The sequence below is a fragment of the Verrucomicrobiales bacterium genome, from assembly GCA_016793885.1.
Taxonomy (GTDB): Bacteria; Verrucomicrobiota; Verrucomicrobiia; order Limisphaerales; family UBA11320; genus UBA11320.
Genome location: JAEUHE010000121.1, coordinates 20765 through 37495, shown reverse-complemented (window position 1 = coordinate 37495; position 16731 = coordinate 20765). Strand labels below are relative to the sequence as shown.

General features: G+C 58.1%; 14 protein-coding genes. 11 read left to right on the top strand and 3 right to left on the bottom strand.

Going from position 1 to position 16731, the window contains the following annotated elements; genetic code table 11:
- Nucleotides 1-267 precede the first annotated feature (267 nt).
- The 7 genes from JNN07_13670 (at nucleotide 268) to JNN07_13640 (ending at nucleotide 8150) form a co-directional block, all read left to right on the top strand.
- Nucleotides 268-1299: a 2-dehydro-3-deoxygalactonokinase gene (locus JNN07_13670; protein MBL9168781.1), complete on the top strand. Its 1032-nt coding sequence runs from the start codon at nucleotides 268-270 to the stop codon at nucleotides 1297-1299.
- 19 nt (nucleotides 1300-1318) lie between these two features.
- Entirely contained in the window at nucleotides 1319-1963 is a 645-nt protein-coding gene (locus JNN07_13665) for a bifunctional 4-hydroxy-2-oxoglutarate aldolase/2-dehydro-3-deoxy-phosphogluconate aldolase (GenBank protein ID MBL9168780.1), read from the top strand.
- 126 nt (nucleotides 1964-2089) lie between these two features.
- The gene (locus JNN07_13660; GenBank protein ID MBL9168779.1) at nucleotides 2090-3055 is read left to right on the top strand and encodes an ATP-binding cassette domain-containing protein; all 966 of its coding nucleotides are present in this window, start codon (nucleotides 2090-2092) and stop codon (nucleotides 3053-3055) included.
- Complete coding sequence (locus JNN07_13655) at nucleotides 3052-3801, top strand: ABC transporter permease subunit (protein ID MBL9168778.1); 750 nt, start codon at nucleotides 3052-3054, stop codon at nucleotides 3799-3801. The genes JNN07_13660 and JNN07_13655 overlap by 4 nt, the downstream gene beginning before the upstream one ends.
- A 22-nt stretch (nucleotides 3802-3823) precedes the next feature.
- Nucleotides 3824-5767 carry a Gldg family protein gene (locus JNN07_13650; GenBank protein ID MBL9168777.1) on the top strand — a complete coding sequence of 648 codons (1944 nt, stop codon included), beginning with the start codon at nucleotides 3824-3826 and terminating at the stop codon, nucleotides 5765-5767.
- Nucleotides 5764-6978: a DUF4340 domain-containing protein gene (locus tag JNN07_13645; protein MBL9168776.1), complete on the top strand. Its 1215-nt coding sequence runs from the start codon at nucleotides 5764-5766 to the stop codon at nucleotides 6976-6978. Before JNN07_13650 ends, JNN07_13645 begins: the two co-directional genes overlap by 4 nt.
- Nucleotides 6979-7220: 242 nt before the next feature.
- Nucleotides 7221-8150, top strand: coding sequence for a rhomboid family intramembrane serine protease (locus tag JNN07_13640; protein MBL9168775.1), 930 nt, complete (start codon nucleotides 7221-7223; stop codon nucleotides 8148-8150).
- 25 nt (nucleotides 8151-8175) lie between these two features.
- On the opposite strand, the gene JNN07_13635 is transcribed toward JNN07_13640, so the two are convergent.
- Nucleotides 8176-9057: a LysM peptidoglycan-binding domain-containing protein gene (locus JNN07_13635; GenBank protein ID MBL9168774.1), complete on the bottom strand. Its 882-nt coding sequence runs from the start codon at nucleotides 9055-9057 to the stop codon at nucleotides 8176-8178.
- Between the two features lie 538 nt (nucleotides 9058-9595).
- Here JNN07_13635 and JNN07_13630 point away from each other — a divergent pair.
- From JNN07_13630 to queG, 4 genes are all read left to right on the top strand, one after another.
- Nucleotides 9596-10366, top strand: coding sequence for a prepilin-type N-terminal cleavage/methylation domain-containing protein (locus JNN07_13630; GenBank protein ID MBL9168773.1), 771 nt, complete (start codon nucleotides 9596-9598; stop codon nucleotides 10364-10366).
- A gap of 126 nt (nucleotides 10367-10492) precedes the next feature.
- On the top strand, nucleotides 10493-11209 hold the full coding sequence (locus JNN07_13625) for a prepilin-type N-terminal cleavage/methylation domain-containing protein (protein MBL9168772.1): 717 nt from the start codon (nucleotides 10493-10495) through the stop codon (nucleotides 11207-11209).
- Nucleotides 11210-11282: 73 nt separating this feature from the next.
- Entirely contained in the window at nucleotides 11283-11816 is a 534-nt protein-coding gene (locus JNN07_13620; protein ID MBL9168771.1) for a shikimate kinase, read from the top strand.
- Nucleotides 11817-11833: 17 nt separating this feature from the next.
- Complete coding sequence (gene queG, locus JNN07_13615; GenBank protein MBL9168770.1) at nucleotides 11834-12880, top strand: tRNA epoxyqueuosine(34) reductase QueG; 1047 nt, start codon at nucleotides 11834-11836, stop codon at nucleotides 12878-12880.
- Nucleotides 12881-13573: 693 nt separating this feature from the next.
- Here the strand turns inward: queG and JNN07_13610 are convergent.
- The gene (locus JNN07_13610; GenBank protein ID MBL9168769.1) at nucleotides 13574-16093 is read right to left on the bottom strand and encodes a response regulator; all 2520 of its coding nucleotides are present in this window, start codon (nucleotides 16091-16093) and stop codon (nucleotides 13574-13576) included.
- Between the two features lie 23 nt (nucleotides 16094-16116).
- Nucleotides 16117-16728: a YfiR family protein gene (locus tag JNN07_13605; protein ID MBL9168768.1), complete on the bottom strand. Its 612-nt coding sequence runs from the start codon at nucleotides 16726-16728 to the stop codon at nucleotides 16117-16119.
- Nucleotides 16729-16731 lie beyond the last annotated feature (3 nt).

Sequence of the window (16731 nt, the reverse complement as noted above, 5' to 3'; positions counted from 1 at the left end):
AAGCGCAACCCGCGATGGGGTTGTGAGAAAACAACGACTAACCCAGGGTAGGCGCTCCTGCGTCGCGCCAACCCTGGGCTTTGAGGCGGAATCCCTTTGGGATTCTAACATTTGGTCGAAGAACTTGTGGGTAATGCTCAGAGGCCTCTACCGCTTGTCCGCCTCCCCGGAGGGGAATCCCAAACGGCCTTCACTTGGAGAGAGCCACACCTGGCAACCGTTCCAGCGTTGCGCTGTGGGGCGGGTATCCCTAGGCTGCCCGGCATCATGCCACAGCGGGCCACATTCTTTAGCTGCGATTGGGGGACAACCTCGTTTCGTTTGCGCGAGGTCGATCGAGGTAGCGGCCAGATCCTCCAGGAGTTAAGAGAGGCATCGGGCGCCCGCAGCCTCCTGGAGCAGTGTCGCGAAGGAGACTCCGTTTGTCGTGAGCAAGTGTTTGCTGAATTCCTTCAAGATCGTCTGCAGCGCATCCTTCCCCCGCCCGCGGCCTCGATTCCGGGTAAGCCCATCTGTGTGATGATTTCCGGGATGGCCTCCTCTTCGGTGGGATGGAAGGAGGTTCCCTACGCTCCCGGTCCCATGGCGTTGGATGGATCCACTCTGCGTCAGGAAGTGCTCGCGCTGCCGCTTTCGGGAAAGCGGCATGCGGAGGTGCATCTGGTGTCAGGGGTGGCGTTCGCCGATGAGATGATGCGAGGCGAAGAGACGGAGTTACTCGGGCTTTTTACTGCGGGACACCATGCTTCTTTTCGGACGGCGGCCCGCGTGGTGCTTCCGGGGACGCATTCCAAGCACGCGCAGGTTGATGACTCCCGCGTCACCGGCCTGCGCACGTTCATGACGGGGGAGCTCTTTGACGTTCTGTCCTCCCACAGCCTGCTTCGCGCTTCGGTTACGAGGTCCTCGGGTGCGGAGGTGTCGGGTTCCTTGGAAGAGCCGGTTTGTCGGCAGGCGTTCTTGGAGGGAGTTGATGCCTCGGTCACGGCCGGTCTCGCGGCGAGCCTGTTTCAGACCCGGTGCCGTACCGTGCTGCATCGGGTTCCCCCGAAGTCGAATCGATGGTTCCTCAGCGGGTTGCTGATTGGATCCGAGCTGGAGACGTTGCGTTCTGATCCCCCCAGCAGGCCGATTCTCCTCGCGGCCACCGCGTTAGTGAGCGTGGCCTACCGAACCGCTTTGGAACGTCTGGGCCTGCTGCCACGAACCACCGTGGTCGAGCCGGACGACATGGCGATGGCTTCCGTGCGGGGACATCGCCTTCTCTTGGATCGCGCCTCCGCCGCCCATCCGGCCTGAACAGCCTCCCTCCTTCGACATGAAATCAGCGTTTTCCAAACCCCTGTTCGAGAGTCTGCCAATCGTGGGAATCCTTCGTGGCTTGGAGGCCCGGTGGTTAGCGCCGGTGGTCGAGGCCGTCGGTGAGGGCGGACTCAAAAACCTGGAGATCACGATGAACACCTCCGGGGCGATGGATCAGATCAAGGCGGCCGTTGCCTTGGTCGGCACTCAGATGAACATTGGGGCCGGAACTGTGACATCGGTGGCTTTGTTGGAGCAGGCACTGGAAGCGGGAGCCACGTTTATTGTCACGCCCATTGTGCGCGAGGACGTGATCCTTCGCTGTGTGGAGTTAGGAGTTCCCGTGTTTCCCGGGGCCTTCACTCCCACGGAAATCGCCCGCGCCTGGGACTTGGGGGCGGCGCTGGTAAAGGTCTTTCCTGCCGAGGTGCTTGGGCCGGCCTATATCCGCAGCGTGAAGGCTCCGCTGGGTGAGGTGCGGCTGATGCCTACCGGGGGCATCGATCTGGAGACACTGGCGGAGTATCAGCGAGCGGGAGCGAGCGCATTTGGCGTTGGGACACCCCTCTTCCGAGCAAGTCGGATCGCGGAGGGTGATTGGCCTTGGCTTCGGCAGCGCGCCGCCGCCTTTGTGGATGCACTTCGGGTGGCCCGGGAATGAGCTCTGGGTTGTTGGTTTTCATGGGCTTCTCATGATTACAAAAATGTAATGAACCCCCGTCTTTACAACTAAGCCCGGCGCGTATAAATCCAGCAGCCGTCTTTATTCGACCTAGGCAGAACTATCATGATCAAAGTCGAGAATCTCAAAAAGTCCTTCGGCGCAAAACGCGCGGTGGATGGCATCTCGTTCACGGTGGAACGGGGTGAAGTGCTTGGTTTTCTGGGGCCCAACGGCGCCGGAAAATCCACCACCATGCGCATGGTCACCGGATTCATCCCGCCGTCGGAAGGAACCGTTTCAGTGGGTGGCTTCGACATGGTCGAGAACCCCATCCCCGCCAAAAAGCTGATCGGCTATTTGCCTGAGAACGCCCCGTCCTACAACGACATGACGGTATTGGGTTTTCTGAACTTCGCGGCTGAAATTCGGGGCCTGCATGGTGACTCGCGCAAGAAAGCCATTCATCGCGCGGTGGAGTTGTGCTTCCTCGAGTCGGTCCTGCATCAAAGCGTGGACACGCTTTCCAAGGGGTATCGCCATCGGACCTGCTTCGCCCAATCCATCATTCACGATCCAGACGTTTTGGTCCTGGACGAACCTACGGACGGCCTGGATCCGAACCAGAAGCATGAGATTCGGAATCTCATTCGCCGCATGGGCGAGAAGAAGGCGATCATCTTCTCCACGCACATCCTTGAGGAAGTCGACGCGGTTTGCTCGCGCGCGATCATCATCGATCGGGGTCGGATTGTAGCGAATGGCACTCCGGCTGAGCTCCGGCAGAAGTCCGACCTGGCCGGCGTGGTTTCCGTCAAGGTCAGTGGCGTTCCGTCCGGGGCGGCCAAGGACAAGCTTTCGGCGGTGTCCGGGGTTCGCAAGGTCAACATCGTTCAGGAAAGCGCCGAGCTGGTATGGCTGAGGGTTTATCCCCAGGACAAGTCGGCCAACGGCGTGTTGGTTCGCGAGTTGGCCAAGCTCGTCGCTCGGGAGTCCTGGCACGTTGAGGATCTTCATCCCGAAGAAGGCCGATTGGACGAGGTCTTCCGGTCGATCACTATTTCCGACACCACCAAGGGAGGTCAATCATGAGCAGTTGGAGCACCATCAAGACGATAGCGAAGCGGGAGTTTAGCTCCTATTTCACCTCTCCGGTCGCCTATGTTTTCATTGTCATTTTTCTCGGGCTCTCGGGGATTTTCACCTTCCTTCTGGGCGGCTTCTTTGAGCGTCAGGAGGCCTCTTTAGTCAGGCCATTCTTTGATTGGCATCCCTGGCTGTTCCTTTTTCTGGTGCCGGCCGCGGGGATGAGAGTCTGGTCCGAGGAGCGTCGTTTGGGGACCCTGGAGCTTCTGCTCACCATGCCGGTGACCCCTTGGCAGGCGATCGTCGGCAAGTTCGTGGCATCCTGGTTGTTCCTGGTCATCGCCTTGTTGCTGACATTCCCCACGGTATTGACCGTGAGCTATCTCGGCAGTCCTGACATGGGAGCGATTTTCACGGGCTACATCGGAAGCATTCTGTTGGCGGGTGCCTATCTGGCAATCACCTGCATGACGTCGGCGATGACCCGGAACCAGGTGATCAGCTTCATTTTGTCGGTGGTGATCTGCTTCGGATTGATCGCGGTGGGCTGGAGTCCGGTGACTGAGTTCCTGGGCGGTCTGCTCCCCGAGCGGTTGGTGGACGTGGTGGCGACGTTCAGCGTGCTGCCTCACTTCGCCGGTTTCCAGCGGGGTGTGATTGACAGTCGCGACCTGTTCTTCTTTTTGTCCATCGTGATTCTGGCGCTGTTCTGCACCGGAGTCATCATTCGCAACATTCGGTCCGGCAACTAAATTTTCCAAACCAGGTTAACACATGAACAAGAAACAGACTGAGAAGCTGCTGTTTTCAGTGGCGGGTGTGGCGATCATGTTTGTGATCATCGTTGCGGCCAACGTGATCCTGGGTTTCGTCAAGACGCGTGTCGATTTCACCCAGGAGAAGTTGTTCACCCTCTCCGATGGCACCAAGACGATCCTTGAGCAATTGGCGACGAAGGATCAGAACGTTGAGATCCGGTTCTATTTCACCAATGACCGCGAGGTGCATCCGGTGATCCGGAATTATGGTCAGCGGGTGGAAGATCTGCTCCATGAGTTTCAGGTCCGCTCCAAAGGTCGGATCGAGCTGAAGAAACTGAGTCCGAAGCCCAACTCGGACGAGCAGGATGCCGCCCGTTTGGACGGCGTTGAAGGCCAACAAATCCAGATGGGCCAGGATGAGATCTACCTGGGCCTGGCGGTGAGCATCGCTCCGGACAAGGTGGCCATTCCCTTCCTGGATCCGCAGCGTGAAACCTTGCTGGAGTATGACATTGCCCGGGCGATTTCGCAGGTTATGAACCCGAAAAAGGCGGTGGTGGGCGTCATGACTCCGCTGCCGGCTTTCGGTCAACCGATGAACCCGATGATGATGCGCATGCAGCAGCAGCAGCCTCAGGAGCCCTGGTACTTCATCCAGGAAATCCAAAGAGATTTCGAGGTGAAGCAGGTCCCCATGGAGGCGGAGTCCATCGACAGCGATGTTCAGGTCCTGATGGTGATCCATCCCAAGGAGATCACCGACAAGGCCCAGTATGCGATCGACCAATTTGTGATGCGCGGAGGGAAGCTGATTGCCTTCCTGGATGCGATGTCCTTGGTTGATAAGCCGGCGAATCCGCAGAATCCCATGATGGCTAACATGCCTGGCGGCCCCTCCAACTTGGACAAGCTGGTCAAGGCCTGGGGTCTGACATTTGACAACTCCAAGGTGGTTGCCGACATGACCTACGCCACCATGCTGAGCCGGGGCCAACGCGGCGGCGGGGAGAAAGTGCCCGCGTTCCTGACCGTCAACGAGACGGGCATCGAGAAGGATGATATTCTGACCAGTCAGCTGAAGAAGGTGATGATCCCGTTTGGTGGGTATTTCTCCGGGACACCGGCCGCGGGGTTGAAGCAGACCATTTTGCTGCAGACGACCACGGAGTCTCAGCAGGTGGATGGTTTCCAGGCTCAATTCAGCAGCAAGGACATCATCGATAAGTTTGCTCCCTCGGGCAAGAAATACGCTTTGGCGGTTCGGCTGGAAGGCAAATTCAAGTCGGCCTATCCGGATGGCAAACCGTCCGCCGAAGCCAAGGACGCCGACAAGGACTCCAAGGAGGCTGATCAGAAGAAGGAGGACAAGCCGGCCGATGGCTCCCTGAAGGAGAGCAAGGGAGAGGGCGTGGTGGTGCTGGTGGGCGATTCAGACTTCGTCTATGATCAGTTCGCCGTCCAAGTACAGAACTTTTTCGGTCAGAAGATGGTTCAATATTTCAATGACAATCTGTCCTTCGCCCAGAACATGGTGGAGCAGTTGGCCGGCGACAGCAATTTGATCCGGGTGCGCAGCCGAGCCGTTTCCAGCCGTCCGTTCACCGTGGTGCAGGAGATGGAGGCGAAGGCGCAGTCCAAGCACCGGAAGGCCATTCAGGACCTCCAGGAGGAACTGCAGAAGACGCAGGCGAAGTTGACCGAGCTTCAGCAGCACAAGAAGGAGGCTGGCCAACGGTTTGTTCTGTCTCCGGAGCAGGAGGCCGAGATCAACAAGTTCCGGAAGCAGGAGTCCGAGGCGAAGGTCAGCCTGCGCAAGGTCGAGAAGGATCTGCGCAAGGATCGTGAGTCGCTGGAAGGGTTTCTCAAAGGTGTGAATATTGCCGGTATGCCGCTGGTGGTGATCATCGCGGGGCTGGCAGTGTATTTTGTCCGCAAGAATCGATCGGGGGCCAAATGAATCGCAACCAACTCATTCTTCTCATTGTCATCGGCGCTGTGGTCGGTGGCATCGGTTACAACTTGAGCCAAAAGGACCAGGCTACCTGGAGTCAGTCCGCCCAGAAGATGGGCGAGAAGTTGATCCCTGACTTTGACGTGAACAAGGTCGAGTCGATCAGCATTAAGAGCCAGACCAACGTGCTGACGTTGACCCGGCAATCGGACATCTGGGTCGTAGCGGAGCGTGGGGGATACCCCGCCAATTTTGGCAGCATTCAAGATTTTCTGCTGAAGGTTCGCGACGTCAAAATCGCTCAGCCGGTCAAGGCAGGGTCTGGGCAATTGGCCCGCCTTGAGCTAGTGGCGCCCGACAAGACCACCAACTCGGGAACACTGGTGGACTTCAAGGATAAGTCCGGCAAGTCCATCACGACCCTGTTGTTGGGCAAGAAGCACATGAAAGAATCCCCTGCGGGGGGTCAGTTCGGTGGGGGTGGGTGGCCGGACGGGCGTTATGTGATGGCGGGAGGCGATTCCAAGAACGTCGCCTTGGTTTCCGAGGCCTTCCAAAACGCCGAGCCAAAGGGCGAGGAGTGGTTGGACAAGGATTTTCTCAAGGTCGAGAAGCTTCGATCCATTACGGTGACGGCCCTTCAATCTTCCAACAGTTGGGCCATGTCTCGCGAGACTGAGAACGGCGAATGGAAGTTGGCGGATGCCAAGCCGACCGAACAGGTCGACGCCGGCAAGACTTCCTCCCTGAACTTTCTGCTTAACTCCCCGAGCTTCCACGATGTGGCCACCGCGGATCAAAAGCCCGAAGACACGGGCTTGGACAAGCCCTTGACCGCCCAGCTGCAGACCTTCGACGGGTTCACCTACCTGGTCAAAGTCGGGAAGGCGAATGCCGAAAGCCGTTACTTCCTTCAGGTTGGCACCACCGCCGACATCCCGAAGGAAAGAGCTCCCGGCAAAGACGAGAAGCCTGAGGACAAGGAAAAGCTCGACAAGGAGTTTAAGGAGAAGGTGCAGAAGCTGCAGGAAAAGCTCAAGAAGGAGCAAATCCACGACAAGTGGGTCTATTTGGTGGACAAATGGTCCATCGACAACCTTCTTAAGGAACGGCGTGAGTTCATGGCGGAGAAGAAGGACGAGAACAAGTCTGGGGAGCCCAAAGATGCCCCGATTCCGTCCCTACCTCCCGGCCTTGAGCTGCCGAAGCTGAACTGAGTCTAGCACCCAGCCGCCCTTGTCTCCAACGGACCCCAGCCTGGCTGTGGGTCTGTTGAGCCCGGTGGTGCTGACCTGTCTCGTAGGAATCGTCGCGACAGGCTGCTCGGTAATTTTCCCGCGGAAAATGAGCCTGTTCCCTGACAGGCTCTTCCAACAGGGGGTCGGCGCTACCCAACTGCTTCTGAACCCTCTCTTCCCATCGGCTTCAGTTGCCTCCATAGTGGCCTTCGAACTGTTGTATGCGAAGCATTGGCCAATTACGGAGCCTTTCGGATGGGACGACCTTTAACGACTTTCTCTCGCGTGAGGGGATCGAAGCTCGTCTGGAAACGAATGCGGACGGATCTTGCGAGCTTTGGATCTTGGATGATGAGTTGATCCCGAAAGCCAAGGAGCATTTGTCCGAGTTTCTGAAGGATCCAGCCGGCCTGCGGTTCACGGCTCCCGTGAAAGAACCGTCGGCCGAGCCGAGGCGGTCGCGTGGGCCAGAACAGGGGCGGAAGGCCTCCCCGTGGATACGGCGGCGCGCGGACCTGGTTCGGAACACGGAGGCGTTTGGCCCTGGTCCCATGTCGATCCTGATCCTGGTGGCCTGCGCCCTGGTGTTCGTGCTGACGGATCGTGGGGAGAATCTGGAGGCCGTGCTGCAGTTCACCATCTCTGCAAACTGGTTTGGTGGAGGCCAGTGGCTCCCGGAAATTCGGGCGGGGGAGATCTGGAGACTCGTGACCCCGATGCTGGTGCATTTCGGCTGGATTCACCTGATCTGCAACTCGCTGATGATTTTAACCCTGGGCAGCCTGCTCGAGGCTCGGCTGGGGAGTTTCTATCTACTGGGATTTGTGCTGGTGACCTCCGCTGTCCCCAACCTGGCGCAGTTCGTCGTGATGCAGAGTCCTTTGTTTGGAGGGATCTCGGGCGTGGCGTTTGGGCTGGCTGGCTACGCGTGGATCCGGGGAAGGCAGGACCCCTTGAGCGGGATAGAGATGCCCTCGCAGAATGTCACCATGATGATGATTTACTTTGTCTGGTGCTGGATGGAGCAGTTTCAGTTGTTGGGAAGCGACTCCATGCTCGGAGGCGGAGCGCGGGTGGCTAATGTCGTCCACACCGCCGGTTTGCTGATCGGGTGCGGTTGGGGTTGGGTGGACGCCTGGCGTTCGCGCTGACCCTTCGGTGGCTGCCGGACGGGTGCTATCGGGCTGGAATCTGCAGCGCTTGACCGGGCTTCAGTCGTTCGGGATTGAGGGAAGGATTGGCGGCCCGCAGCGCTGCGACCCCGACCCCATAGCGGCGGGCGATGGACGAAAATGTTTCCCGCTCTTTCACATAGTGAACGCGCGCGCCGGTTGGCCGTGCGGGTCCGGGTTGGGGTGAGGTGGGCGAGGAGGAGCGGCCGGGATTCGTGGAGATTTGGCCGAGGCGGTTCGTCTCTCGGTGAGAGGTGGAGGAGGGCGACTGCGACCCGGGGCTGCGATCGCGGGGAGTCGGGGTGGTCGTCCGAGGATCGTCAAGGCGGTTGGTGGCTCGGACCGGGCTGGGGGGTGGAGGATTTGTGTAAACCGTTGGTATGGCCGAAGAAGCGAGCGCGCGCATGGTTTCCAGGTCGCGTTGAAGACGTCGGTTTTCCTCCTTCAATCGTTCCAGTTCGGCCATGACCGCGGGATCCACTTGGACAAGTGCCACGTTCTTGGCGATCTCTTGTTCGCAACCCTTCATGCGGGCCATCACGATCTCAGCGGGGTGTCCGTTGGGGCGAAGTCGGAGCACCTGCTTGTAGTGGTAGAGGGCAATGGCAGGTTCGTTGAGCTTGGTCTCGTAGAGGAGAGCCACTTCGTAGTGGGCGCCGACATGCCGTGGGTTCAGTTCCAGTGTCTTTTCGAAGGAATCGACGGCACGTTTGAAGTCCCGCTCGATCACCAGCTTTCGGCCCAGGACGAAGAAAGGTTCGTTCTGATCGTCGGCCTGCGTCTCGGGTTGCGGTGTGCAACCGACGAGAATCGCGAACAGACTGAGGACCAAAATCACCCGGCAGAGAGGCATCGCGTCGAGGCTAAACCCAGTGGGTTGCCGCATGCAACTGCGGACCCGCTGCCTCCATCACTTTGCGGTTGGGTGCCGTCCTGCCGCCGAAGCGAAACGGCAGAGATGACTCCGCGACGCGGCAAAAGAGGACTGTTGGCGGCACGAAGGGCCAGGGACAGCGTAAAAAACACGTGGCATCGCCCCGTAAATCTTCGGTCCTCGCTGGTAATGAGGGCGGTTGGAAGCGAACTGACGCTCATTAGTCTGTGGTATGGTTGACGTTAGGTTTGTTTCTAGTCAACGAATCGCGGTTCGGGGAGATTGGGGCTGGGCGGGAGATTGCGCGGCGTGCCGGGTGCCTGGTTGCTGGAGAGCGAGGGTGGGGGGTTAGTTTCACGCAGAGATGCGTGATTCCCGCGCACTTTTGCGTGAATTTGGTGCTTAATTTTGGCCCCTTTTGTTCGGAAATGTGGAATTTAGGGGAAAAACCGTATTGGCACCTCTGATGCTAAAAAGTTCTTGTCCGATGTTGACACAATGGCGGACCGAGAGTTTACTAAAGCGTCATCCAAACAACACAGAAACACACATGAAACATCGTCTTAGCTCAAAGTTCCGGGCGTTCACGCTCATCGAATTGCTGGTCGTTATCGCGATCATTGCTATCTTGGCAGGTCTGCTCCTGCCGGCTCTGGCCAAAGCCAAAGCCCGCGCATCGCGTATCAGCTGCGTCAATAACCTCAAGCAGATCGGTCTTGCTTTCCGTATCTGGTCGAACGATCACAACGAGCGCTTTCCTTGGCAGTTGGAAGCCAAGAACGGCGGCTGCGTCCCTGACGCTGCCGGTGCGAACATCGGCAAGGTCTTCGGTTCCTTGGGTGATGCCTATGCTTGTATGTCGAACGAAGTGACCGTTCCTAAGGTCCTGGTTTGCCCGAGCGACAGCAAAGAGAAGGCTACTACGTTTGATAACGCGGGAGCTGTTCCGTTCGGCGGCGGCGCCAAGATCGGCCGCAATTCCAATCACCTCAGCTATATGGCTGGATGGGATGCTGACGAGACCCGTGCGCAGACCGTTCTGACCGGTGATCGTAACCTGACGGCCCCGGCTCCGACGGCCTCCGGTTCTGATCAGATGCTCGAATACAAGGGTAACAAGAGCAACCCTGACGAACTGACCTCCCCGACCACCATCAACTGGGATACCTTGCTGCACAACAACAATGGTAACCTCGGTTTGGCTGACGGCAGCGCTCATCAGGTCGCTCCTGGACAGCTGGTTCAGTTCTTTGCCGCCTCCTGCGCCTCCGCTGGATCCTTCCGGACCCGCATGGTGCGTCCGACCCACACCTCTCCGTAATCAGTTGAGGTGAGTATTGGACAGCCGGTTTTGTAAAAAATTGTTCACGCTCACCAGGTTCAAAAGACTTGGTGAGCGTTTTTGTTGCAGAGCCGGTAGATAACCCCAGAAAGAAAGGAAACAAATATGCGTCGTTTTAGTTTTCGCAAGGCTCACAGTGCCTTTACGCTGATCGAGTTGCTGGTCGTGATCGCGATTATCGCGATTCTCGCCGGCATGCTCTTGCCTGCCTTGGGCAAGGCCAAGACCAAGGCTCGCCGTACTCAGTGCATCGCCAACATTAAGCAGATTGCTACTGCTCATATCATGTGGCTGCATGACTATGAGGACAAGTTCTGCTGGCTGGTTCCCTACAACAAGGGTGGCAGCAATGGTAAGACCACGGCCGCGGAGCATTACTCCGTTATGTCGAACTACCTGAACGCCTCGAAGATCCTGACCTGTCCGACGGTGGAAAAATATCGTCCGGCGGCCACGACCTTCTCGCGGATTCGGGACATCAATCTGGCCTACGGCATCGGGGTTGATGCTCGGGTGATCATGGACGGCGGCGGCATCGGCAAGTCGGGAGCGGAAAGCTTCACTGCTGGTGACTTTGATATGGAAGGTGGCTCGGGTGCTACTTGCAGCCGCGCTGGCCGCGTGAATGTGACCTCCTTCTCCGGGAGCTATGGCAAGCCGGACACGTACACCGCGAGCTGGTCCAAGACCAATCACGTCAATGCGGGTCAGATCGCCCTGGTTGATGGTTCGGTGGTCATGGCGGACTCCATCGGACTGCGTCGTCAGCTGAGCTTGTCTCAGGACGAAGGGTCCAACTCCCATACGCTCCTCCCGAAATAACGGGGAGCCGCATTGGTTGTTTCCTTATCAACTCACCAAGCACTGGCTGCTTGGTGAGTTTTTGCTTTTTGTGATGATTTCTCCTCCCCGAACGATTCGGAATGTGTCGCTCATTGGGTTCATGGGCGTGGGCAAATCGTCGACTGGACATTTGCTTGCCGAGAGTCTGGGCTTCGAGTTTGTAGACACCGATCTGATGATCGAACAGAGGGTCGGCAAAACGATTACCGAGATCTTTGCCCAGTATGGGGAGCCGGCATTTCGTGATCTCGAACGCCAGGTCGGCGTTCTGCTCGAGGAGAGGAGCCGGATAGTGATTTCCACCGGGGGCGGATTTGGAAGCAATCCTGAGAATCTCGCACGCCTCAAGACTCATTCCTTGGTGGTTTGTTTGTGGGCGTCGCCGGAGACGATTTTTGAGCGCATCCGCCACCAGACCCACCGGCCGCTGCTTCGTGATGCCGACCCGCTGTCGCGAATTCGCTCCCTCCTTTCCGCCCGGGAGGCTGCGTATCGCCAAGCGGATGTGCTGGTGAACACCGAGTCGCGGTCTAGCCGCGAGGTGGCTCAACAGATCGCCCATCATTTCCAGGCGGCGCTCCGGTGAAAGACGAGATCCGCAAGCTGGCCCTCGGTTTGGGTTTTGATGCCTGCGGCTTCACCACTGCCTCCGCTCCGGTATCGGCGCCTCGATTCCAGGACTGGCTGGCCAAGGGATTTCAGGGAGGCATGAGTTATTTGGAGCGAAATGCGGCGAAACGCATGGATCCGCAACTCGTTCTTCCGGGAGCGCGCAGTGTCATTAGCCTGGCGGTCAGCTACCACCGGGAGCCTGCGCCGACGGATGCAGCGACCGCTGGCTCCGCCTCCGATCCTGTTGGCGGAGCATCGCCGATGGGGGTGGTCGCGCGCTACGCTCGCCATACCGACTACCACGACGTGCTCGCGGCTCGCCTGAGATCGCTGTCGGCCGAACTGGATCGTTTGGCGGGCCAGAAGAACTCCTCGCTCTGGTACGTGGACACCGGCCCCTTGCTCGAACGGGATCTCGCGCAGCGAGCCGGGCTCGGATTTGTTGGGAAGCATACCGGGTTGATCAGCCGTCGGCTGGGGAACTGGTTTGTTCTGGCGGAGATTCTGACGGTTCTGCCCTTGGGTTCCGATGCATCGGAACGCAATCATTGTGGATCCTGCACGCGTTGTCTTTCGGCTTGTCCGACGCAAGCCATCGTGGCGCCTTTTCAGTTGGATGCCCGTCGATGCATCAGCTACCTCACCATCGAGAACAAGGGGCCGATTCCGAGCGAGTTTCGTGCGGCCCTGGGCACTCGAATCTTTGGTTGCGATGACTGTTTGGCGGCCTGTCCGTGGAATCGGTTTGCCAAGGAGGGGCGACTCATGCGCGAGCACTATTCGAGTGAGCTCGAGCAGCCGCGGCTCCTCGAGCTTCTCCGATTGACTGACTCGGAGTTCAAAACCCGTTTTGCCAACACTCCACTCCTGCGTTCCAAGCGGAAGGGGCTGCTCAGAAATGTCTGCGTCGCCTTGGGGAACGTCGGCGACTCGAGCGCTTTGCCTGATCTTCGGCGAGCGGCGTGCGATCCGGAGCCTTTGATTTCCGAACACGCTTCGTGGGCCGTCGAGCAGATTGTCGCGAGAGCTCAGGTCTAGCTGAGCGGCGTGTGTGGATGGGGTAGGATGGAAGTGGGTGAGGTCGTAACGTACTTGGAGGGAATCCCGACTACGTCGGGAGGGGCAAAAGCGGCACAGGAGTGCCGCACTCCATATAGCTTGCGTCCTTAGCGAAGCGCTATGGAGTGCGATAGCCCTCTACGGCTTTTCGGTGCCGACGGAGTCGGTGTCGGAATCGCACCGAGGTCTCTCACCTGTAATCAAAGTCCTTGGGGCACCGATTCTCGACACGAAACCACCGCTATTGAGAGTGGTGGACAACGTCTCTCTAATGCCATTTTGAAGAAAATATTCCGGGCGATGGTTGAGTGAGATGTTGTAAACGTCTATTTATCAATGTCTTAGGATCCTAGTTTGGTCGTTTCTTGCTTGTCACTCAAATGGGTGACATGCACAAAAATCGGAAACAGTACACATTATCCCCGTGTTCGACCTCGTGTGAGGTGTGGCACTGGCTAGTTTGAGATTTTTGTTCGGTTCTCGTGTGAAAGTGTGGTCTAGCCAGTGTGGTTAGTTCTGCTGTGTTTTCCGGCTCCTATGTGTGGGGAGTCCAGAGAAGAAAGTTTGTCCTCGAGTGTGTGCTCGGGCTAAAGCGGCCGGTTCCATAACCCGGCCGCTTCTTTTTTTGTCTATGCACGGCTGGGTATGGCGTTTTGGTGCCTGCCGCTGATCTTAGTAGGATCTTCTCCCTCGTGGATCGGAGGGGGCTGCTGCTGGCGTGCTGGAGGACGGTCTGATTACCTGCAAGTGCTCATTGAGCTTGGCTGCGAAGCTGCTGAATGCGATTGGTTTCGTGAGGTAGTCGTCCATTCCTGCTGCCAGGCACTTCTCCTCGTCGCCCGCCATCGCGTGGGCTGTGAGCGCGATGATCCGAATGGAAGCAGCACCGGATTTCGAGTTAGATTCCTCCCATCGACGGATTTCGCGACTTGCCGTGTAGCCATCCATTTCCGGCATCTGGCAATCCATCAAGATCAGATCGCAGTGAACTCGAGTGACGATTGAGATCGCTTCCAAGCCATTGTGAGCGATTTCGGGCTCGTGGCCCAAACGACGCAGGAATCCGGCGGCAAGCTTGCGGTTGACGGCGTTGTCGTCGACCAAAAGAATCTTGGGTTTCCAGCCGACTTCGGTGAGAGCGTTGACTGTGGGTGATGTACCCTCGCGGTTGAGATCAGCGGGGGGTTGTTCTGGCTGACGCCTCCACTGGGCTGATCCATCCTCTAGCGGAGCCTGGAACAGGGTCTGAAGCTGTTCGCGGAGGAGCGCGATTCGCAGAGGCTTCTGCAATTGCGGAATTCCAGCAGGCGGACACGTATCCACTGAAGCGAACCGTGCGTTGATTGGAATCAGCAACAGAACCTTCAGGGCGGCATATCGAGGGTCGGCTCTTAGCCGTTCGGTGAAAATCCAGGTAGGATCCGGCAACGTATTACCGTCCGCCACAACAAGGGAGAAGGGTTTCTCCTCCTGCCAGGTCTTCTCGAGCGCGGCCCAGGCTTCCGCTGGGTTACTCGCGTGGGACGACACGAGCCCCCAGGAGTCGAAGTGATGCCGGAGCACACGATGGGCTGCGGGCGATGGCGTTACTATGAGAATTTGTCTGGGTCCCCATGGACGGCAATTCGAAGGGGCGCTCTGAGTGGGGGGCTGCTGAGATTGTTTGGCCAACTGCACAGTGAACGTAAAGGTCGATCCCTTCCCCAGTGTGCTTTCAACGTGAATCTCACCCCCCATCAAGTTGACCAACTGTTTCGTAATGACGAGTCCCAGTCCCGTTCCACCATACTTCCGGGTGGTCGAATTGTCGGCTTGTTGAAAGGCGTTGAAGAGTCGGGCGAGCGCGTCCTCAGAGATGCCGACCCCGGTATCCTGCACGGTGGTCTTGAGCCGGACATGGCTGGGGGATTCGTCGAGGAGCGACACCTCGACAAGGATCTCTCCTCGTTCGGTGAACTTGATGGCGTTGCCGGCGAGATTCAGCAGTATTTGTCGAAAGCGGACAGGATCACCGCGGAGTTCCGGTGGGACATCCGAACGGACCAGCGACAGCAGATCCAACTGCTTTGTTCCTGCACGTTCCGCGAGCAGCGCCATCACTTCCTCGAGAATCGTTGCGATCTGCATGTCGACCTGCTCGATGTTCAGTTTGCCGGCCTCGAGCTTCGAAAGATCCAGAATGTCATTGATGATGGTCAATAGGCCTTCCGCACTACTTTTGACGGTCTTTGCAAAGTCGCGTTGCTCCTCCGTCAGGGGCGTTTCAAGGAGCAGGTTGGTAAATCCTAGAACGCCGTTCATGGGAGTCCTGATCTCATGACTCATGTTGGCGAGGAATTCGCTTTTGACCCGATTCGCCTCCTGGGCTTTCAAGGCCAGCCGCTCCGCTTCCTGCACGGTAGCCCTGAGTCGCTGATTTGATTCGGTCAGCTCCTCAGTTCGTTGGCGAACGCGATCCTCCAAGACGCTGTGGGTTTGGCGCAGGGCGGAGTCACGTTCTTGGATCTCCGCCATCATTTTGTTGAACCCATCCACCAGGCGGCCCAGCTCATCGTTACCTCGCTTGGAAGCGCGCACGCTGTAGTCGTTGCGTTCAATCAGAACGTCGGTCGCCTGCACGAGTTCGGTAATGGGCTGGATGATGGATCGCTGAAGTGTCGCCGCCAGCCCGAGGCTGAGGCTGCCCGCAATGATCAGTACCAGGATGGCGATGAGGCAGTAGCGCCAGAGGCGCTCGTGCATGTCCCGGAGGCTGAGGCGGAGGTACACGGTGCCCAGGGGCTCCCCTTCATGGACGATGGGTTGGAACACTTCCAACTCGGAGGACCCGAACTGGTTGCCTTGCGCCTGGTGAGGTGGCGGCTGGAACGGGGGAGCAAGGGGGTTGCTTTGGAAGCGGGCGAACGGCTTTCCGTCCCGGTTATAGACGCAGGCTGCGATGACATACTGGTTCGCGGCTAGGGCCTTTAAGCTTCGTTCTGCTGCTTCAGCGTCGTCAAAGGAAAGCTCGGCGGAAGAGTATTTCCCGACCATTTCAGCCGTCATGAGAGCATCCCGAAGGACAACCGTTCGTCGGGTTACGATCTCGTATGCGATGAAGCCCAGGCCGGCCAGCACCAGCGCTATGCCGCTGGCGAGCAGGGTGGTCAGGGCTAGTTTTCTTTGGATCGGAAGATGTCGGCCCACTTGCATAGCTATTAGCGCTCCTGTGTCTTCTACTTTCTCCTCACTACGCGGGCCAGTTTCAGCAGCTGAGGGCTCAGTTTGAGCCTGGCAGCCTCCGCGCTCCCTTGGTTGATCTCGAATCGGACTTTCCCCTCCTCGAGGACGAAACGAATGACCCCGCCCGAGCGGACAAACTCGTCGGTTTCTCCGATTGTCAGTGCCGCACTGGATGTCGCAGCTGCGATCAGCTGAGAGCAAAGCGAATCGGGCGCATCGGCGATATAGATGAGATGAACGCCAGCCATGTCTTCGGGTTTCTCAATCCTGGTGATCTGGAAGTGTCTCTTGCCGAGGCTTCGTTCCTTGACCTGAGCCTCGAGCTCGCCCCTGAGAGTATCGTTGCCGCAAACACCGATGATCAGCGCGCTGCTTTCGGATGCGAATGATCCCAGTGGCCACTCTACGAATTTGGCGAAGTTGTGCAGGTAAGAGCATTTGACCTGGAGCTCCTTGCTTACATCGGCGGCCACACCTTTTTCGATCGCGATGAACGCAGGTGTTACCAGGCTGAGGACGAGCAGCAGCTTCCAGCCTGACAGGAAAAGTTCCCTGCTGGCCGTCCATTTCACGAGTAAGCCTCGAATGAATTGAATGCAGTTCATTGC